This window comes from Sorangium sp. So ce1504 (assembly GCF_051521635.1).
GTDB lineage: Bacteria > Myxococcota_A > Polyangia > Polyangiales > Polyangiaceae > Sorangium > Sorangium cellulosum_B.
Genome location: NZ_CP150365.1, coordinates 393114 through 412304 on the forward strand (window position 1 = coordinate 393114; position 19191 = coordinate 412304).

Here is a 19191-nt window from a genome sequence, read left to right on the forward strand (position 1 = left end):
GTGAAGCTCGGCCTGCTCGAAGACGGGGCGCTCTACCAGCTCGCGGGAGAGGTCGTGCCGGAAGGCGGGAGCGGGGTGGATAACGCCCAGATCACCGGGCTGCTCTCGACCGTCCGTGCCTCGGGCTCCTGCGGGCAGTTGCGCGAGATGGCGCAGCGCCAGCTCGAGAAAGCGCGCAAGGATGGCGATCGCGGCGCCGCGAGGGCTGGGTTCTACGACCGGCTCTTCAGGGCCTTGCAGGAGGTCGAGAAGCTCGCCGACGCCTACGCGCGCGCCCATCCTCCCGAGGCTCTGCAGGGCGCCGGGAAGATCCCCGCAAAGCAGTGGAAGGACCGATGGTCAGGGCATCTGGCCGTGACCCTCATGACACATGTCGCCGCCGAGCACCGGTGGCGAGGGAGCCGCCGATGAAGCTACGCACTTGGTTTTCAGGCGTCGTCGAGACCCGGACAGCCCTCCATATCGGGACGGGGACTGTGCTCAGCACCGCCACCGATGCGCCTGTCATCCGGGGGGCCGACGGCCGCCCGCTCATCCCAGGCAGCAGCGTCAAGGGCGCGCTCCGCTCCGCGTCCGAGCGCCTCCTACGCGCCCTCGGTCAGCGCAGCTGCGTGGTCTTCGGCGACGATCGCTCCGCTGACCCGACGCTCCGGTGCCTGACGACCGATAAGGAGGGACGCGACCTGTTCTTCAAGCTCAGGAGCGGAGATGCGGACTTGGAAAAGGCCCGGAACAGGTTCTCTCCACCGGCCGATTGGGGCCCGGAGCCCTGGAAAGACTTCGGCAGGAAGGAGGAACGACAGCTCTACCTCCTCGAGGCGAAGGAGGAGCTCTGCCGAGCGTGCCTCACCTGGGGCTCGCAGTTCCTCGCCGGTCGGGTTCGGGTGCCCGACCTTCGCCTCTCGACCAGGGCGGGCGATGTGGCCTGGTCTGGCGTCACCGAGATCCGCGACGGCGTGGGCATCGACCGCGACACCGGCACCGCCGCGCCCGGCATCAAGTTCGATCTGGAGGTGCTGCCGGCCGGTGCGCGCTTCTCGTTCGAGCTGGTCGTCGAGCCGGATGCCGATCTCGCGGTCGTGGCGCTCGCCGTGGGGGAGCTGCGGCAGGGAAACATCCCGCTCGGGGGTCGGGTCACCCGGGGGCTCGGCGACGTCGCGCTCACCGAGTTTGCCATCCACGAGGTCGACCTCGCCAGGCCCGAGCAGCTCGTCCCGTACCTGACGCGAGGCACGCGCAAGACCTACGAGCGCGAACACGCTGACGAGAAGCTGGAGGAGATCCTCACCCGGGTCACGGAGACGCGCGATGCTGCGTAAGCTCGTCAATCAAGCCGACGTCGAGATGACGCTGCGGCCCGTCGAGCCGCTCCTCATCGCCTCCGGCGTTCCCAATGCTACGGGCACCGATCTTCCCTTCGTGCTCACGTATCGCCGTAGCGCCGACGCGGGGGAGCCTTACCTGCCGGGCAGCTCGCTCAAGGGGGTCCTGCGCAGCCATGCCGAGCGCATTTCACGGACAATGGCCCCGAAGGCTCGTGTCTGCGATCCGCACCTCCACGCCAAGGATGCCGCGCAGGACGCGAGTGCCCTTCGTGTCCCCTTCTGCGGCGACCGGCTCCGACCGCGGAAGGGGGAGGAAGGAAAATGGGAATCCCACGATCTCTACCGCCAGAGCTGCCCCATCTGCCGCACCTTCGGTTCCACCGTCTACCGCGGCCGCCTTGCGCTCGGGGACGCATACTTGAAAGACGGGGAGGCGCATCGGATCGAACGACGTGACGGGGTAGGCATCGATCGCTTCAGCGGGGGCGCCAGTCGTGGGGTCAAGTTCGAGATGGAGGTTTTGACCCACGGCGCGTTCCGGGCGCGGATGCGGCTCGAGAACTTCGAGGACTGGCAGCTCGGTCTCCTCGCCCTGCTCTGCCGGGATCTCGAGGACGAGATGATTTCCGTTGGCCACGCCACCACGCGCGGGCTCGGGCGCTTGAAGGGCGCCGTCGATCGGCTCGACGTGATGTACATCGTCGCGCCGAAGAAGCACCAGCTCGACGACAAGCGCGTTCATGGGGTCGGGGCGCTGCTCGAGGACGACGAGCGTCGGCTCTACGGCTTTGTGAGCGACGACCACTTCAGCCTGAACCGGGCGCCTGCGGTCAAGCCTCAGGGCGTGCGTCGGGTTCAGTCGTTCGCCGACGCGGAGGTGCGACGCACCTTCTTCGATGATGCCATCGCCCGCTGGTCGGAACGGATGGATGGCTGGATGAAGTCATGATCGACCACCTCGATGCATGGGAAGGCACGCTGAGGACCGGCGAGCTCGATGGGCTGATCGCCCGCGTGCCTGACGCCGTCCTCATCGGGCAGCGGCCGGGAGACTTCGCCCTTCGCAGCCTCGTCGGCGGCGCGGCGGCGTGGCCCTCCGGCCGATGCTTCAACGAGACCCTCGAGATCCGATGGTGGCCGGGTGAGGACGATGAGTGCCGGAGCGTGCTCATCCTGAACCGATTGCCCGAGGGCTGGACGCTGCCAGCGACCATGAAGCCCGAGCCCCAGCCTCTCGCCGAGGCGCCGGACGAGGACCAGCGGTACCTCTGCGTGGGTCAGTACGATGAGCATGCGCCTGAAGGCGCACACCGCTGGTGGGAGAGCCGGTATGGCCGCTGCTTCGAGTACCTCGACTCGGCGCCGCCGTCCGGCGTCGACAAGAAGGTCGAGGTTCGCCCCGAGCTCCGTGGGCGAGTCTATCTGCGGGTCGTGGGGTACGAGCTCGCCGATGGCCGCACCCAGCATCGGCTCTTGGGCTTCGAGCACGCCGGCCCGGAGGAGGGCGCATCATGAATCCGTATGATTTCATCCCTCTGGGGCGCCCCTCGCCTCGCCAGGCGCCGCCGGGCCATCATCTCCTCACCGCGCGGGGAGGGACGATCCACGCTCGGCTGACGACGCTGGGCCCCTTCCTTGTTGCCCAGCAGACCGGGATGCAGAACACCATCGTGCCGGTGGGCCAAGGGAAGGTCATTCCGGGCAGCTCGCTCAAGGGGATGCTGCGGAGCATGGCTGAGATGGTGGGCGGCGGCTGTATCAGCCTGTCGGGGAGCCTGTATTCGCGCGGAATATACGACTATTCTCCCGCCGAAGAGCCGCACGGCTTCGCTCCGTGCGACGACATGGGGCGGCTGTGCATCACATGTCGAATGTTCGGAGCGCTGATCCGTCGCGCGGCGTGGAAGGGTCTGGTCGAGCCGGGGGAGGGGCAGTGGTTGGGCAGCGGCGCGCCCAGGAAGAAGAGCTTCGACGTGATCGTGGGGCAGCCCAAACCGAGTCATCACGCCTTCTACGTGAAGAACCGGAAGGTCCGGGGTCGCAAGGCGTATTACCACCACCCCGACAAGATCATGGTGTCGGTCTCCGCCCAGCAAGCGACCTACGGAGCCCGTCAGACGATCCAGGTGCGCGCGCTCGAGCCCGGGCAAGCCTACGATTTCAGCGTGCGCCACGAGGGGCTGGATCCGCGAGCGTATGCGCTGTTGCTCTATGCCCTTTTCCTCGAGGAAGGCTTGAGCCATAAGCTGGGGTGGGGCAAACCGATGGGTTTCGGATCGGTGAAAATCGAGCCGCTGGCGATCGTGGAGATCGATCTCCTGGCGAGGTACCGGCGCGGGGGGGATCGGGCGACGGTGAGGCACGAGGGCGCAGCGGCGGTGGCGCATGTGGACGAGAAGACCAAGGACCTGCGAGGCGACACGGGGGAGGTCATGGAGGCGGTCCGGCGGATTTTCAGGTGCCCGGGGCCGGAGGCCAAGTGGGCCTATCCGTCATACAGCTGGTTCAAGGAGAACCCGAGGGCGGCCCTCGAGGAGTTCAACGCCAGAGAACGCACGGTCCGTTAAGCTCGCACTGGACGACGGTGAAGGACTTCCTTGTGCCGGCAGTGCATATCTGATGTCTAGAAGTAGCGAGCCGCGCACCTATGACGCCTTCGTCAGCTATGTCGAAGATGAAGCCGGCACGTGGAGCGGCATATTCGTCAAAAATTTGGAGGCTCTCGGGGTAAGAGTCTGGCATAGAGGGCATGTGCTCTATGGCCAGGACTCTGATGAAGAGGCCGCGAAGGCCATCGAGGAGAGCGCTACTTTCCTCCAAGTCATTTCGCCAGGAGCGTTCCGGTCTCGGGAGATGCGAGTCGATGGAGAGAAAGTCCACGGATCGACTTCGCGCGGAGAGTCGGGTCACGTGCGAGTGTCAGGCGCGTCGAAGGTCGTTCGGGTGTGTATATCAATATATGAATGCCCTGACGAGAGCGTTCCTCCCGGGAACAAGTCTGTGCGTCTAACCTCGTACCAGCCTTTGCAATACAAGGAGCAGGTAGTTAGGTTGGCTCGCGAGATTATCGGAATTCAGGTTGATAATCCTGACTGGGGACTGGATGATATCCCCGCGCCATTGCCTGCGGCGGTCGATGAGCCCACCTGGTACCTCGCCCTGCATCTTGCTGAATTTATTGCCAGTTTTTCCAGTCTGTGGAAAGAGTATGAGACGCCTTTTGCGTCACGCCTACAGGTACATGATCCTGGACGCAAGAGAGCCCGGCGAGCCGCTTACGAGTATCTCTATGACAACCGATGTCACACGTCTATAGAGCTCCTCATGAGAGCGCTGGAGAAGTTTCAGCCCGCGCTGGAAGCGGCGACCAGGCTGATAGACTACGGGCACGGTGCACGTGCTTGGTGGCTAGACGCCTATGAGCAGGTCGCGTGGGCTGCAGACGCTGCAGATAAGAACGAAGATGCGGCTGTGGAAGTTGCACGGCAGCGCAGGTTCGAAGAGCACGAAGCCCAACAGGTGAACGAGCGTACAAAGCAAGAACAGTACGAGCAGGCGCTTCGCGCGAAAGAAAATATGGTAATTCGTAAGGTGTACTCTGGGATGGCGAGAGGTGCATCACCTATGCGCACGCGTTCGTCCAAGCGTATCGACTTCCTGATCATCACCGCGCTCGAAGAAGAGCGTGTCGCTGTGCTCTCGAAGCTATCGGGTCACCGCAAGCTCGATCGCGACGGCGTCGACACACATACCTATTATGACGCCGAGGTCAGGACCACACGCGAGGATGGTGCGGTCTATCGCGTCATCGTCAGCTCGCTGGCCGAAATGGGGCCCATCATGGGCGCCCTCAAGGCGAGCGCGGTGATCAAGCGATGGCGCCCGGAGCACGTGATGATGGTCGGCATCGCTGGCGGCGTGGATGGTGAGGTCGCGCTGGGCGACGTGATGGTAGCTTCCCAGGTCGCCGACTACACGATCGGCAAGATCCACGAGTCTGGACGACGCGAGGAGCGTTGGGTATGTTATCCCGCAGACGCCAACTTGCTCGACGCCATCCGGAACTTCCGCTCCGGCTGGAGTGATCTCATCGCAGAACCGCGCCACGGTCCGGGCACACCCACGCGCCATGTCGGCGTGATCGCCTCTGGTGGAGACGTCATCGCGTCGAAGGAGCAGATCGCTGCCTACCTGGCCGACTGGCCCAAGCTCATCGGTGTCGAGATGGAGGGCGGGGGTGTGGCCGCTGGGCTCCACACCGATATCGAGCGACCTCGCTTCCTGATGATCCGCGGCGTATCGGACCTGGCCAACGGGAAAAACAACGCGGAGGTGAAGAGAGCGTGGCGCGCGTACGCCTGCGATGTCGCTGCGGCGTACGCCATCGGCCTGCTTCGCGAGGGACCCGTGCCGGAGGCGCGGGTGACTTCGCCTGTCGTGCACGCTCCCGCTACGGCAGAGGCGTCGGGCCGCGCTCCGACGAGCGTATCCACGGCGCCTACGCCCCCTCGAAGCATTCCGGCGGCTCACTCGGCCGCTCCTGCTCTCACCGGCGGGCCCGTCGCCCGCGTGACCTCCGCCGCGGTCTCGGCAGCGACGACGCCGACCTGGGAGGAGTTCGATGCTTTCCCGCGGCGGTATGAGGTGAACCCCTTCGACGACATCGTCCTCTGCATGCACCCCGACTGCGAGCGCGAGTGGCGCACCATCGTTCGCAATGCGCGCATGGGCTTGCAGTGCGTGACGATCCGCGCTCCTGCGGGCGCGTGGCATCGCGAGGGCGCGCCAGATCCGGGTGTCTGGAAGGGGGTGTACCAGCAGATCGTCGCCGGAGTGCAGGAGGTCCGCGCCGCGAAGCAGCGCCGCCTCCACCTCGTGGCCAAGGCCCCGTTCTCGCTCGGCGCGCTCCTCGGACGGCTTATCGATCCACATGACCAGCTCGTCGTCTATCAGCCTGACAACCATCAGGGGAGCAAGGTCTGGCGCCCCTGGGGCCCGGCATGGCCGGCCGACCCCGGCACGCGAGATGCGCCCTTCTTCGACCTGCCTCCCGGGCTCGAACAGTACCGGCCAGAGCACGATGGTCACCTCGCCATCGTCGTCGATATCACTGGCAAGAGCGACATCGATCCCTGTGTCACGGCCGCGAAGGCGTGGGCCGGTGGTCAGGCCGTGCAGCCGTTGCTCCTCCGTGCGCGAGACATCACGGAGCAGGGCACCGTGCGCGTACCTGCCGACGTCGACAAGGCTGCCGTGGAGCTGGAACGGCTATTCCAGCAGATCGCGGAAGCGCTCCCGAATGCCACGCTTCACTTGTTCTACTACGGCCCCCTCGGGATCCTGGTCCGTGGCTGCCGCCGCCTATGGCTGCGTCGCACGCTGATCGTCCTCTGGGACGTATACTATGATCCAGCCGCGCATTGGTTTCCGGCAATCGCCTTCCCGGAGGGAAAGCTTCTCATCGGGGAGGCGGGGTGAAGCACAGCGCCGGCCCCCGCACAGCAGCCGTTGGTCGACTTCGCGCCTCGTCGCGGATCGATTGCTTGAGCTGCTCGAACCATTGCTGAATTTCGGTCATGAACTCCTCCTCTTCCGCGTCTTCGGCCGCACGTGCCGAGGGGGGCGCGCGGTGCCGCCGGTGCGGCGCTCGAGGTCGTGATGCCAGGGGGGCGCGCGTCGATGGCTGGCGGGTGGGTGGGGATACGAGGGACGGGAGAGGGCGTATGCGCGGCGTGCCCGCGCCACGCTGTGCTGCTCAGCGCTCCTTGCGCTTGGCCTTCGCGGTGGGGGCGCCGGTCTTGGCGTTCGCGGTGGGGGCGCCGGTCTTGGCCTTCGGGACGGGGGCGCCGGTGAGGAACGCGCCGGGCTCGGCCTGTGTCGTGTCGGCGTCGGTGTCGCTGTCGTCGTTGGACTCCTCGTTGGCGTCCTCGCTGGCGGGGGCGGCCCTGGAGGCGCTGGCGCGGCGGAAGCCGAGCTCGCGGAGGAGCCTTCGGTCCTTGATGGCGGTCTGGACGATGGTGCTCCACTCCAGGTACCAGTCCCAGAGCTCCTGTTCGGCCGTGTCGAAGTCCTCGTCGGTGGCGGTGGCGGGCGGGTCCTCGGCGGTGGGCTCCAGCCTTCCTGCGCGGGCGAGGAGCTCTTTTGCCTCGTCGACGACGGTCTTGGTCAGGCCGCGCTTGGTGAGCATCTTGCGGGCTTCGTCGCCCTGGGCGTCGGGGCCGCCCTTTTCCTTGGACCTGGCGAGTTTCTCCCAGCGTTCGACGAAGGTGCCGACGGAGACGAGGACGGCGGCGTCCTCGGTCTGGGCGAGGTTGCGGAACACGAAGGCGTACGCCTGTGGGGTGTGGCGCTTGAGGGTGGCTGATGCGATGGGGAATCACTTGTTTTCCCAGGCATCGAGTTCGTCGAGCAAGCCAGTGTCGGCCGCGGCGGCGGTGGCGACGAAGCCGAGGCGGGTGCGGGTGACGCGCTGGAGCAGGCGCCATCCCTCGGCGAGATCGTCATCGGAGAAGCCGTGGGCGACGAGCGCCGCGGCGACCTTGTTCTTGCGGAGCCCCATGAGCAACAAGAGCACTCGTTCGGCCTTCTGACCTATCGTGAGCTTGGCCAAGATTCACCTCCCAGCGTACGGCGCTAATCAGGAGATGGATGGCTGTCGATGACCGGAGTGCGACCATAACGTGCTCTGCGCGCTCGCCGGGCGGAGGCACCGGCACGGACGGGCGGGCGCTTGGGGTGGCGGACGGGGGCCCCGGCTTGGCGCGGGCGAGCCCCGGGCGGGGGGGGCGCGCGCCCCGGGGCGGGGGGCGCGCGCCCCGGGGCGGGGGGCGCGAGCCCCGGGGCGGCGGGCCAGCGCCCCGGGTCGGCGAGCAGCATCCCCAGGTCGGAAGGCGAGCGCCCCGCGGGGGGCGAGGCCGGCGCGCTGGGGGATGAGTCGGGCGAGGTGGGGAACGAGTCGGCGGACGCGGGGATCACGTGGCGCGAGGCGGGGGACCGGTCCAGCGAGCTGGGGGCGGCGGTGCCGGGGGCGGGGCGGCGAGCCGCGGAGGTGGGGGACGGCCCGGCAGGGCGGCCGGGAAGGACGGAAGGGTTGGGCGAGGGGAGGAGGAGGTGTGGTAGAAGAGGGCGGGAGCACCGGCTGCGAGCGGTGGAGTGGCGCGAAAATCCCGGGGGGCGCTCGCAAGGCCGCCAGCTGTTTGAAAAGACGATGGATTTCGAGATGGCCGGGGGCTCGCGGAGCGGTCTCCGGCAGCCCGAGCGGGGGGCGGGACGGGAACCTCTCGCAAACCGGGTCGCAAGTACGCGAAATGTCAGGTAGCCCTGCGAGGCCTCTCTCCGCCGCTGAAAGGCGGCGGCCCCATTGAAGCTCCTCAAGCTCTGCCACCTTGGCGGGTTGCTTGAAGCTCTCCGCCGCTGAAAGGCGGCGGCCCCATTGAAGCCTCGAGCGGCCCGACGTCAAGGCGATGCGAGAGGAGCTCTCTCCGCCGCTGAAAGGCGGCGGCCCCATTGAAGCCACTCGTCGCATGCACGCGTAGGCGTCCGCGCGACGGCTCTCCGCCGCTGAAAGGCGGCGGCCCCATTGAAGCCAGATTGCTCCCGCTGTAGATCCAAAAGAGGCAGCATCTCTCCGCCGCTGAAAGGCGGCGGCCCCATTGAAGCGGCGACTTGGCCTTGGCGACGCCAATCTTCCTCACAGCTCTCCGCCGCTGAAAGGCGGCGGCCCCATTGAAGCGCGGTGGAGCACGATCAGACGACGGGTAACCACGGGGCTCTCCGCCGCTGAAAGGCGGCGGCCCCATTGAAGCCCCCGCGAGCGCAGCCGCTCTGCGCAGAGCTCGATCTCTCCGCCGCTGAAAGGCGGCGGCCCCATTGAAGCCGGATCAGGCGCTCCGCCTCGAGCGGGGCGACCGCGCTCTCCGCCGCTGAAAGGCGGCGGCCCCATTGAAGCAAGCGCTTGTGTCCACCGCGGGTACGCGGCGGGTCCGTGACTCTCCGCCGCTGAAAGGCGGCGGCCCCATTGAAGCCAGGCAGATCCGTCCCGTGCATGCGGCGCAGGGTAATTCTCTCCGCCGCTGAAAGGCGGCGGCCCCATTGAAGCTCCTTAATCCAGGCCTTCAGCGCGAACGCACGTTCCGGCTCTCCGCCGCTGAAAGGCGGCGGCCCCATTGAAGCTTTCAGGTTTCGCCCCGAACAGCGCTTCGATCTGCGCTCTCTCCGCCGCTGAAAGGCGGCGGCCCCATTGAAGCACGACATCCGCGACAGCGTGCCGCCCGTCGAGCGCGCTCTCCGCCGCTGAAAGGCGGCGGCCCCATTGAAGCCGTTTTTCCGGCGCCCTTCCGTTGGGCTATCGAGGCCTCTCCGCCGCTGAAAGGCGGCGGCCCCATTGAAGCCAGAACCGCTTCTGCGCGGCGTCCGCGCGGGTCGCCCTCTCCGCCGCTGAAAGGCGGCGGCCCCATTGAAGCTCGGTGCGCCTCTCCGAGGCGGGAGTGACCTGCCAGCCTCTCCGCCGCTGAAAGGCGGCGGCCCCATTGAAGCAATCCGCCCTTGCGCAGGCCCCACCGCGCCACCTCGTCTCTCCGCCGCTGAAAGGCGGCGGCCCCATTGAAGCTTTGAGAACGCGCGGGTCGACGAGACAACGCGCGAACTCTCCGCCGCTGAAAGGCGGCGGCCCCATTGAAGCAGGTCGGATTCTCAGACATGGGATATGGTGACATGCTCTCCGCCGCTGAAAGGCGGCGGCCCCATTGAAGCTGCGGGGAATTGAAGGTTTCAGCGTTCAGATCCCATGCTCTCCGCCGCTGAAAGGCGGCGGCCCCATTGAAGCCACGATCTCGATCGCACGGCATCGAGCAGAGACACCCTCCTCTCCGCCGCTGAAAGGCGGCGGCCCCATTGAAGCTCGTACCACATCGCGAGGCTCGACAGCACGTCGTCAGCTCTCCGCCGCTGAAAGGCGGCGGCCCCATTGAAGCAGGTCGGGGCGCATGTACGCCAGACGCCGGCCGAGGTCTCTCCGCCGCTGAAAGGCGGCGGCCCCATTGAAGCAGGTGCTGCGCCGCGCGGTCGCGCTCTTGCTCGTCCTCTCCGCCGCTGAAAGGCGGCGGCCCCATTGAAGCCTCCTAGGGCCGAACTCGTGTCGGACCCTTTGGACACTCTCCGCCGCTGAAAGGCTGAGCGTGCTCGCGAAGTTTGAGGGGGTGCCGAGCACGAAGATTGAGGGACGCGCGGCGTCATGGCGGTCGCGGCGTTGGGCATGGCCGGGCCGCGACGCCAGGACGGACACGAGCACGAAGTTTGAGGGCCTTTGAGCGCGAAGATCGAGGGACGCACGGCGTGATGAGCCGTGCGCGGGCGGGGTCGCCTCAAAACGGGATGTCGTCGCCGGGCTGCTCGTCGCCGAGCGCCCGCGAGTGATCGGCAGGGAGGAAGGCGCGGTAGCTGTCGAGCGCGGCGTGGAGCTCGCGGACGGCCTCGAAGATGCGGCTGGCGGCGCGCAGGCCCGGATTGCGGGGCGCGGGCGCCTCGGGGGGCGCGAGCAGATCGGGGTGCTGCGCGAGCAGGACCTGGATGAGGAAAAGCAGCGTCGCGTCGAGCAGCGCGAGGGGCTCGGGGATCGGCAGCGTGACGTTGGTGGTGCGTGGCATGGGGGCCTCCGGGTTCACCGTTTGCGGTTCGCGGACTTGGGCTTCGGGGCCGCGCCGAAGACCTCGAGAAAGAGCTTCTCGTCGAGCCGCGGCAGCTCGCGCTCGGCGGCGGCAGCGAGCAGTTCGTCGGCGAGGTTCATGAGCACGCGGTAGTTTCCGGCGGAGTGGTCGGCGAGCGTGGCCTTGAGCTCCGCGGTCATCAAGGAGGGGTTGCCCGCAGCGGCGAGCACGTGGTCGAGGCAAGCGAGCAGCTCGTCGCGAGAGGCGTAGTCGAGGACGAGCCGGCGACGGATGCGCGAGCCGAGCGGCAAGAGCTCGGCGGTGCGGAGACGCTCGGGGAGACGGGAGTCGCCGGCGAAGACCACGCAGAGCAGTTGCCTCGAATCGAAGTCCTTGCTGGAGAGGATGCGCAGCTCGTTGAGCACGGGCGTGCTCGCCTCCTGCGCCTCATCGAGGATCAGCACGGGCCGGCGAAGCGTCGTGGCGAAGTGCTCGGCCCAGCGCGCGCGAAGCGCCTTGAAGCCTGCCCAGCGGTTGCTGGACGAGAGCGGGACTCCGAAGAGATCACCGAGCTCGCGGTAGAAGTCGCCGGCCCTGCTCTGGGGATGCTCGATGGTGCCGACCACCACGTCGGTCAGGGCGCCGAGCCGCGCAGCGAGCAGGCGCAAAGCGATGCTCTTGCCCGTGCCGGGATCGCCGGTGAGCATGGCGAAGCCGCCGTGGGCCAAACCGAGCTCGACGCGACGAAGGAAGGTGTCGACGGGCGGCGAGACGTAGAGGGCCTCCGCGGGTACATCGGCGCGGAAGGGAATGTACTTCAAACTGTAGAGAGACAGGAGTCGACTCATCATGGTCAATCCTCCTCCGTGTTCTTGGGCAGGTAGGCGGGCGGCAGGCCCGTGGCCGCGTACTCGGCCATCAGCTGGCGCAGGAGCGGCGCGATACCGGGGGGCTTCCTCGACGGAGCCAGCGGCGCGGTGATCTCGGTGAGCGCGCGACGCGCGCGGTCCGCGTTCCTCTCCTTGTCGAGCGGAAAGAGCGTGGCGAGGTGCGCGCCCGAGCGCGGGTCGACGAGCTCTGCGCTGGAGAGATCCCAGCGCGCGACACGAATCCGTGGACGTTCGAGCACTCGGTAGGCCGAGGGAACCTCGAAGCGCACGCCCTCGATCGTGACCGTCCCGTCGCTCCGGCGCTGGTGGCGCGAGATCTCCATGCGGAAGGCCCGGCGCAGCGCCTCGGAGTCGGGGCTCGGGCGGCTCACGTCGGGGCCTTCGAGGTAGCGTTCGAGCGGAGTCTTCTTGAGCTCGCCGTGGACGGTGCGGTGATACTCCTGCTCGACCCACGCCTGGGTCGCGGTGTTGAGCAAGTCGAGCGTGAGGTTCGGTTCGCCCTCGAGCATCGGCATGAGCCGCCCTTCGACGAGCGTCCAGAAGTGCTCTTGCTTGCCGTTCTGATGAGGGCTGTTCGGCAGCGTGAGATATTGCGCGATGCCGAGCCGCTCGAGCCCCTCTCGCATCTCGGCGGCCTTCATGGCACCTCCACGATCGCTGTAGGCGCCGCGCGGCAGCCCCCGCTTCTGGATCCCCTGGCTGAAGCCGTGCACGAGGTTCTCGGTGTTCTCGCAGTCGAGGTACCACTGCGCGTGGCAGCACACCCGCGAGCAGTCGTCGAGCAGGCCGAAGAGATAGGGTGTCTTCAGCTCCCCGCTGGCCGTGATGACCTTTCGCTTGCCCTCGTGGAAGTCGTAGTGCCAGAGCGCGTTGACATAGGCCAGCTCGTACGAGCGCGTCTCGCGCGGCACGATCTCCGATTCGACCGCCCTGCCTTGGCGCCTCCTCTGGATGCGATACATGCCGTGGGCCTTCATGAAACGGCGCACTGTGGTGTAGCTGGGCACCGGGTCGAGCGCGGGGGTTGTCTTTGCGAGCGCGACGAGGTTGTCGTGGTGGAGCTGCCAGGTCCAGCGCGGGTGATCGCGATACTGACTCTCGATCGCGGACGCGACCGCTGTCGTGATTCTCGGCTGCGAGCCGGCGTGCTTCGGGACCTTGCGCGCGAGCACGCTGATCGGGTCATCCGCGCTGCGCGCCGCGTAGTACATGCGCTCGATGGTCTTGGGCGAGAGCCGGATCACCGAGCCCTTGGTCGGGTGTCGCCAGGACTTCGCGGCGAGCTCGGCGATCCGACTCGCGAGCTCGCCGGGCTCCGGCGGAGAGGCGAGCAGGTGGCTGATGATGGAGAAGCGCATCCGCGCCCAGCGCAGGCGCATGGGCGCCTGGTCGTCGTGGCTCATCGATTCCTCCTCCGGATCGAAAGGCGCAGACGGGCCCTTGGCGGGCGCGCGCGCGTCCGGTGCTCGTGGCTCATGAGGTCTCCTGCGCGGTCGGCGAACGGACCTACCGGGCGGGGAAACCCTATCTCACCGCGGAATCCACGCCGAATGACATCTTCTGCGTGGCGCCGTGGTCATGCGATGTCCCTCAAAAAACGTGATCCATCGAGGACCGAGCCCGTCGTGAGCGGCGCGAGCAGGTGGAGCATCGTGCCCATCTGCTCGTCGGCCGTGCCGGGAAGCCGTTCGATGATCGACCTTGGAATCCCGCCGATATCGACGCCGACGAGCCGGGTGCGGATCGCGAGCAGGACCTCCTTCGCGAGGAAGGGGCCGCGCCACCAGGCGAGCCATCGGCGCGTCGTCCTCCGCGGAACGCCGGTCGGCTGCGCGCCGGCGGTGCCGAGCGCCTGCGCGGCGAGGCTCGCCACGATCACGACGACGCCGAGGTACACGCGTGGGCCGAGGAATCGAAGCGACGGGGGCGTCGCGCGCCGCCGGCACCCCTCGCGGCCGCAGCAGAAGCTGAAGCGGACGACGAACGCTTCGCCCTCCGGCGCGATGAGCGCGCCCCGCGGCTTGCGGGTGTAGTTGCCCGCGTGCAGCGGCCCCCCGCACGCCGGGCACCGGCTCGCCGCAACCCGCCGCGCGATCGCCCGGTCCAGGGCCTCCAACGTCGCGAAGAACTCGCCCTTGAGCGTGAATTGATCGAACATGGGCTCCTCCGTTTCTGGCAACTCGGAGGCGAGCCCCCTCGGAGGACTTCGACAAGTTTTCTGAGGGGGCTTCGTTTGTCGCCCCTCAAAGAACGCGCTCAGGAGGACGCCCGGGGGCCCCCATCTTCTTGGCGCTGCTCAGGCGGCGGCCCCATTGAAGCTCACGCGCTTGATCTTGAGTGGACACCCTTGCCTCTCTCTCCGCCGCTGAAAGGCGGCGGCCCCATTGAAGCGAGTTGATGTTGGCCCCCATGGCCTTCATCCGGTTGTCTCTCCGCCGCTGAAAGGCGGCGGCCCCATTGAAGCCGAGTGCGCTACTTGAGCGAGGACATCCCCACGAGTCTCTCCGCCGCTGAAAGGCGGCGGCCCCATTGAAGCACCACGGCATCGGCCATGCCTCGCACTTCCGCCAGGCCCTCTCCGCCGCTGAAAGGCGGCGGCCCCATTGAAGCTTGTTGAAGTTGCACCACACCAGCGACCTTCTACCATCCTCTCCGCCGCTGAAAGGCGGCGGCCCCATTGAAGCGCGCGCGGGGGACTCGACGTGGGGCCGGGCGGTGCCACGTCGCAGGGTCATGGGGCCACCCCGTCGCAGGGTCATGGGGCCAGGGGGAGACGCCGTGATCGGTCTCGACCATGCCCGAGACCGCGAAGCGTGTCGAGGTCCCCGGAGCCGGGCGCGCAGCGACCGGCGACGTCTCTCTTTTCGCAGGGTCATGGGGCCACCCAGGCCCCCGGTAGATCCCGGCAGGGTCCGCGACGCTCAGGAGCAGGCAGGTTCGCCCCGCCCCCAGCAACACCAGCGGTCCCATCGACGAGGGTGGGCGAGGCACGCCGATCGGAGCGAGGGGTCAGAGGCGCGGCCCCAGGCTCGACGTCCTCGCCGGGGCCGCAGCGGTCATCGCCGCCTGCCGCGTGGGTGGGTGGGCGGCTTGCTGCGCGCGGGCACCAGCGCGGCCGTGGTGCTCTCGTCGAGCTTCGGCTTGAGCCGCGGTCTGTACGACTCCCCGTCGATGATGAAGTCGAACGCCGCGTTCTTGAACCGATCGACGGCGCTCTGCGCGAGCAGCACGTCGTCGAACATCGCGAGCCACTCAGCCGTGTCGCGATTGCTCGTGACGATCATCGAAGCGTTGCCTGTGCGTTCGAGGAAGAGCTGGTACACGTCGCGGCTCTCTTCCTTGTTCATCGCCTCGAGCGCGAAGTCGTCGAGGATGAGCAGGTCGACGGTCGTGAGCGCGACCATCTCGGCGTCGCGTGAGTTGTCGAGTCTGCTCTGGCGCAGCCTGCGCAGCATCGCGTCCGCGCGCAAGAAGCGCACGCTGTAGCCGTGCTGGCACGCGAGGTGTCCGAGCGCGTTCGCGAGGTAGGTCTTGCCCACGCCGACAGAGCCGAGGATGACGATGTGCTTGTGCTCTTCGAGGAAGCGTAGGCTCGTGAACCCGCCGAGCAGACGCTTGTCGAAGCTGACCTTCGCGGTCTTGTCCCAGAGTTCCAGGCGCATGGCCGGGTCGAGCCCGGCGTCGCGTACGCGGCTCTCCGTCGCGCTGGCCTCGCGGCGCGCGATCTCGTCGGTGAGCAGCATGAGCAACAGCTCCTCGTGTCCCATCGACTGCTTCTCGGCGACCAGGAGACGCTCGCGCAGCGTCGCCGCGATGCGGCCGAGACGAAGGCGCTTGAGCGCTGTGATGAGCGCAGGGTCGACATCGCTCGAGCTCATCACGAGTCCTCCTTGGTCGCGGCAGCCGCCGGCATGCGCGTCGCGAAGTGCTCCGTGCTGCGCGCGAACCGCGGCGCGGGCAGCGCAACGACCGTGCGCTGCCCCGTGGACGGTGACGCCGGCGTCTTCGCCGTCTCGAGCATGCGCGCCACGCGCTGCACGTCGACGACATCAAACGCGAGCGCGCTCTGGCAGATCGCCTCGACACGCCCGTTACCGAACTTCTTGCACAGACGCAGCAGCGCGTAGACCAGCCGCATGCGCGTCCAGGGCAATGGCACCGCGAGCAGTCGCTCAGCGTAGACGCCGACGTGCACTCCGCACTTCTTCGCGCTCGCGATGAGCGAGGCGACGTCGCGCACCGCTGCGACGTCCTTGCCCATGGGGTAGTCGCTCGGATCGGTGGAACGCTTGCCCGGCGCGACGCGCGCGTGCACTTTCACGAGCTCCGTACCGGCGTAGATTCTCACCGACGCGCTGTCGGCGCGGACGCGCACCGTGCTGCCGACGTAGCGGGTGGGCACGCTGTAGAGCGACCGGAGCACCTGCACGTGATGATCGGGGTGCACCTTCGCGTCGGTCCAGTACGGCACGTCGAACGGTGCTGCCGGCGCCGGCTTCATGGCGCTCCTCTCGCGCGCCTCGAACACCTCGCGCGGTACCTCGCGCGTCGTGCCGTGGACGCGCGCGCCGGCAACGTCGCGGCACCACCGCTCAGCCGACACGCGCGCGTCGTCGAGGCTCGTGAACGATTCGCCGTCGAACCAGCTCTCCCGCACGTAGGCGACCTGATTCTCGACACGCGCCTTGTCTCTCGGCGACCGGACACGCGCGGCATCGACGAACAGCCCGCGCGTCTGCGCGTAGTCGAGGAAGGCCGGCACGAGCACGGGGGCGAGCTCGTCGGCGCGCAGCACGATGGCTTTCATGTTGTTGTTACTGAGCACCGTCGTTGATGCCGATGGTGCGCCTGTCGATCCAGCTCTTTGATGGCAGGGTGCTCGACCCACCGGAGAACACCATCACCGAGGCGGATCAGGTGCGATGACGGGGGTGTCCGAGGGCAGCAAGCTGCCAGGGCGCTCCCCGGCCATGCATTGCGCCGAGTCCGATAGAATTCTCAGCGTAGCTCGTCCTGAGCACGATCACGCCGGTCGAATCCAGGAGCACAGGAAAAGAGGGACCGTGCATTCCGTTCGCCTCTCGAAAATTACCAGCACGACTCGTCGCCCGTCGGCGTAACGAACGGAGTAGGTCAGCGGCAGGAGCGGAGCATCGGCGCGGCGCCGGCCACAAAATAGGCGACGGGAGGAGCTCGTTTGGCCGCGTGCCCCCTCCCGTCGTGCTCCGAATCGCTTGAAAGAGCGGAGCCCTCAACAAATCGTCCATTTAGACCTTGATGTCAAAGGCTGGCTCGGTTCCCCGCCCACCGTAGAGCGCGCGCGGCCAGCCCGCTGCCCCCGTTGCGGCGCGGCGGGGTGCCCGCTGGGGGGCGGGTTGGGGCTGTGGGGTCACGGAACGCGGTCGCGGCAGGTGCGCGGGCCGCTGGCTGCCGGCGAGCGCGGCGGGCTCGTCACGATCGAGGCGCGCCGCTATCGATGCCGCCACTGCAGCGCCGCGATCACGGTCGTTCCGCGGGGCGTCGCGCCGCGACGGCACTTCGCCGCGACGGCGATCGGTCTGGCCCTGCTGCTCGTCGGCGTCGCCGGTGCAGCGCTCATCGAGGTGCGGCGGCGCGTCAGCCCTTGGTCCGCCAGCTTCGATGCTGACAGCTGGGTGACCGTGCGGCGCTGGCTACGCGCTATCGACCAGGAGCGCCTCTTTGCGGCGGTCCGCCCCAGTCCCCTCGCTGCAACGCTGCGTCAACGGGCCGAGCGGGCCGCGATGACGCTCGTCGCGATGGCGCCTTTTGCGGCCGAGGTCCCCGAGGCCGCCGTCATGGCGGGCGCCGTGCGGGCTGCGTGATGGCAAGCGGCCCGCTCGCCGAGCTCATGCCGGACCCCACCCGGTTGGATCCTCGGTCGGCGAAGCGCCTTGCGCTTGGATGGCTGTGCGGCCGGTGCGGTGTCACCGGCGCGGAAAGGACACGACGTGCAAGACCCCCTCCAGCCGAAGGACCACGCCGAAGCGGTGGCGCTCTATCGCAGCGAGATCATTGGCTCGCTCATGCACCGCGAGCTCGACCGCGGAGAGCTCGCCGAAGCGCTCGGTGACCTGAGCAAGCAGCGGTTTCGCCCACCGCGCGCCCATTCCCCGCGCACCTACTCCGTCCCCACGCTCGAGCGCTGGTATTACGCGTACAAGACCGAAGGTCTCGAGGGCTTACGCCCCAAGCCCCGCAAGGACAAGGGGAGGGCGCGCGAGCTCACCCCCGAGCAACGGCAGATGCTGCTCGAAATCCGAGAGGAGCACCCGAGCGCCTCGGTCTCGCTCGTCCTCGACACCCTGATCGCGGCGGGCCGCATCGACAAGGGCGCCATCTCCGCCACCACGGTGCGACGGCTGTATGCCGAACACCACCTCGATCGCGTCGCGCTGCGCGATCGCACGGGCGGCAAGGTGCGGCTGCGCTGGCAGGCCGAGCATCCCGGCGCCCTGTGGCACGGCGATGTGTGTCACGCGTCGCCGATCCTCGTTAACGGCAGCCCGGCGCCGGTGCGCATTCACGCGCTGCTCGACGACGCCTCGCGGTACGTCCTCGCGATCGAGGCGATGAACGCCGAGCGGGAGGTCGACATGCTGGCGCTCTTCATCCGGGCGCTGCGCAAGCACGGCGCTCCCGACGCCCTCTACCTGGACAACGGCTCGACCTACCGCGGGCACACCTTGCACCTTGCGTGCGAGCGACTCGGCACCACCCTGATCCACGCCCGCCCGTACGACGCCCCCGCGCGCGGCAAGATGGAGCGCTTCTGGAGGACGTTGCGCGAGAGGTGCCTGGACTTCACCGGAGCGCTCGGGTCGCTCCACGACCTCAACGTCCGGCTCTACGCATGGGTCGACGAGCACTACCACCGCACACCGCACGCGGCGCTCTTCGGCAAGTCCCCCGCGCAGGTCTACGAGGAGTATCCCCATGTCACCGACGACCTCGACGAGCGGAAGCTGCGCGACGCGCTCACGACCCAGGCCCGCCGGCGCGTGCGGCGTGACAGCACGCTCTCGATGGATGGGCAGGACTGGGAGACCGATCTCGGCTTCCTCGCCGGCCGCCTCGTCACGGTGTCGAGGTGCCTCGTCACGCCGAACGAGCCGCCCTGGATCGAACACGAGGGCAAACGCTTCGCCCTGCACCGGGTCGATCCGGTGAAGAACGCCCATCGGCCGCGACCGGCCTGCAACCTCGATGTCGCTCATGAGGCGCGCGTCCCCTTTGACCCGCCGAAGACCCTCCTGGACAAGGCTCTCGGACGAACGCCCCGCGATGACGAGGAGGGATGAACATGGACTTCTG

16 protein-coding genes and 2 CRISPR repeat arrays are annotated in these 19191 nt (G+C 67.9%); of the genes, 8 read left to right on the plus strand and 8 right to left on the minus strand.

Translation table 11 applies throughout. The annotated features are described in order from the left end of the window. The 6 genes from WMF39_RS01510 to WMF39_RS01535 all read left to right on the plus strand — a co-directional run bounded on the left by WMF39_RS01510 (window position 1) and on the right by WMF39_RS01535 (window position 6803). Window positions 1-411 carry a hypothetical protein gene (locus WMF39_RS01510; RefSeq protein ID WP_437743777.1) on the plus strand — a complete coding sequence of 137 codons (411 nt, stop codon included), beginning with the start codon at window positions 1-3 and terminating at the stop codon, window positions 409-411. Continuing rightward, a complete protein-coding gene (locus WMF39_RS01515) occupies window positions 408-1319 on the plus strand; it encodes an RAMP superfamily CRISPR-associated protein (protein ID WP_437743778.1) in 912 nt (303 codons plus the stop codon). The genes WMF39_RS01510 and WMF39_RS01515 overlap by 4 nt, the downstream gene beginning before the upstream one ends. Continuing rightward, entirely contained in the window at window positions 1309-2274 is a 966-nt protein-coding gene (locus WMF39_RS01520; RefSeq protein WP_437743779.1) for an RAMP superfamily CRISPR-associated protein, read from the plus strand. Before WMF39_RS01515 ends, WMF39_RS01520 begins: the two co-directional genes overlap by 11 nt. Beyond that, complete coding sequence (locus WMF39_RS01525; protein ID WP_437743780.1) at window positions 2271-2840, plus strand: hypothetical protein; 570 nt, start codon at window positions 2271-2273, stop codon at window positions 2838-2840. Before WMF39_RS01520 ends, WMF39_RS01525 begins: the two co-directional genes overlap by 4 nt. Beyond that, entirely contained in the window at window positions 2837-3892 is a 1056-nt protein-coding gene (locus WMF39_RS01530; protein WP_437743781.1) for an RAMP superfamily CRISPR-associated protein, read from the plus strand. Before WMF39_RS01525 ends, WMF39_RS01530 begins: the two co-directional genes overlap by 4 nt. A 484-nt stretch (window positions 3893-4376) precedes the next feature. Beyond that, window positions 4377-6803, plus strand: coding sequence for a phosphorylase family protein (locus tag WMF39_RS01535; protein WP_437743782.1), 2427 nt, complete (start codon window positions 4377-4379; stop codon window positions 6801-6803). Between the two features lie 277 nt (window positions 6804-7080). On the opposite strand, the gene WMF39_RS01540 is transcribed toward WMF39_RS01535, so the two are convergent. From WMF39_RS01540 to WMF39_RS01575, 8 genes are all read right to left on the minus strand, one after another. Beyond that, on the minus strand, window positions 7081-7647 hold the full coding sequence (locus WMF39_RS01540; protein ID WP_437743783.1) for a hypothetical protein: 567 nt from the start codon (window positions 7645-7647) through the stop codon (window positions 7081-7083). A 54-nt stretch (window positions 7648-7701) separates the two neighbouring features. Further along, window positions 7702-7935: a hypothetical protein gene (locus WMF39_RS01545; protein ID WP_437743784.1), complete on the minus strand. Its 234-nt coding sequence runs from the start codon at window positions 7933-7935 to the stop codon at window positions 7702-7704. Between the two features lie 721 nt (window positions 7936-8656). Next, a CRISPR array of direct repeats spans window positions 8657-10441; the repeat unit is 36 nt; unit sequence CTCTCCGCCGCTGAAAGGCGGCGGCCCCATTGAAGC. A gap of 246 nt (window positions 10442-10687) precedes the next feature. Further along, window positions 10688-10969, minus strand: a complete 282-nt coding sequence (locus WMF39_RS01550) for a hypothetical protein (RefSeq protein ID WP_437743785.1) — start codon at window positions 10967-10969, stop codon at window positions 10688-10690. 14 nt (window positions 10970-10983) lie between these two features. Continuing rightward, entirely contained in the window at window positions 10984-11820 is an 837-nt protein-coding gene (locus tag WMF39_RS01555) for an ExeA family protein (protein ID WP_437743786.1), read from the minus strand. 2 nt (window positions 11821-11822) lie between these two features. Then, on the minus strand, window positions 11823-13262 hold the full coding sequence (locus tag WMF39_RS01560; RefSeq protein WP_437743787.1) for an IS481 family transposase: 1440 nt from the start codon (window positions 13260-13262) through the stop codon (window positions 11823-11825). Between the two features lie 173 nt (window positions 13263-13435). After that, window positions 13436-14017: a hypothetical protein gene (locus tag WMF39_RS01565; RefSeq protein ID WP_437743788.1), complete on the minus strand. Its 582-nt coding sequence runs from the start codon at window positions 14015-14017 to the stop codon at window positions 13436-13438. Between the two features lie 197 nt (window positions 14018-14214). Then, a CRISPR array of direct repeats spans window positions 14215-14543; the repeat unit is 36 nt; unit sequence CTCTCCGCCGCTGAAAGGCGGCGGCCCCATTGAAGC. 372 nt (window positions 14544-14915) lie between these two features. Next, window positions 14916-15737, minus strand: a complete 822-nt coding sequence (locus WMF39_RS01570; protein ID WP_437743789.1) for an ATP-binding protein — start codon at window positions 15735-15737, stop codon at window positions 14916-14918. Continuing rightward, window positions 15737-16666 (minus strand): Mu transposase domain-containing protein, encoded by a 930-nt coding sequence (locus tag WMF39_RS01575; protein ID WP_437743790.1) that lies wholly within the window; start codon window positions 16664-16666, stop codon window positions 15737-15739. The genes WMF39_RS01570 and WMF39_RS01575 overlap by 1 nt, the downstream gene beginning before the upstream one ends. Window positions 16667-17270: 604 nt before the next feature. Here WMF39_RS01575 and WMF39_RS01580 point away from each other — a divergent pair. Both WMF39_RS01580 and WMF39_RS01585 read left to right on the plus strand, forming a co-directional pair. Next, window positions 17271-17702: a hypothetical protein gene (locus WMF39_RS01580; RefSeq protein WP_437743791.1), complete on the plus strand. Its 432-nt coding sequence runs from the start codon at window positions 17271-17273 to the stop codon at window positions 17700-17702. A 126-nt stretch (window positions 17703-17828) separates the two neighbouring features. Continuing rightward, entirely contained in the window at window positions 17829-19178 is a 1350-nt protein-coding gene (locus WMF39_RS01585) for a helix-turn-helix domain-containing protein (RefSeq protein ID WP_437743792.1), read from the plus strand. The last annotated feature ends 13 nt before the right edge of the window (window positions 19179-19191 follow it).

Coding starts and splice junctions, on each gene's coding strand:
- WMF39_RS01530 (WP_437743781.1), top strand. CDS start 2,837: ATGAATCCGTATGATTTCATCCCTCTGGGGCGCCCCTCGCCTCGCCAG.
- WMF39_RS01565 (WP_437743788.1), bottom strand. CDS start 14,017: ATGTTCGATCAATTCACGCTCAAGGGCGAGTTCTTCGCGACGTTGGAG.
- WMF39_RS01570 (WP_437743789.1), bottom strand. CDS start 15,737: ATGAGCTCGAGCGATGTCGACCCTGCGCTCATCACAGCGCTCAAGCGC.
- WMF39_RS01550 (WP_437743785.1), bottom strand. CDS start 10,969: ATGCCACGCACCACCAACGTCACGCTGCCGATCCCCGAGCCCCTCGCG.
- WMF39_RS01560 (WP_437743787.1), bottom strand. CDS start 13,262: ATGAGCCACGACGACCAGGCGCCCATGCGCCTGCGCTGGGCGCGGATG.
- WMF39_RS01575 (WP_437743790.1), bottom strand. CDS start 16,666: ATGAAAGCCATCGTGCTGCGCGCCGACGAGCTCGCCCCCGTGCTCGTG.
- WMF39_RS01515 (WP_437743778.1), top strand. CDS start 408: ATGAAGCTACGCACTTGGTTTTCAGGCGTCGTCGAGACCCGGACAGCC.
- WMF39_RS01555 (WP_437743786.1), bottom strand. CDS start 11,820: ATGATGAGTCGACTCCTGTCTCTCTACAGTTTGAAGTACATTCCCTTC.
- WMF39_RS01520 (WP_437743779.1), top strand. CDS start 1,309: ATGCTGCGTAAGCTCGTCAATCAAGCCGACGTCGAGATGACGCTGCGG.
- WMF39_RS01525 (WP_437743780.1), top strand. CDS start 2,271: ATGATCGACCACCTCGATGCATGGGAAGGCACGCTGAGGACCGGCGAG.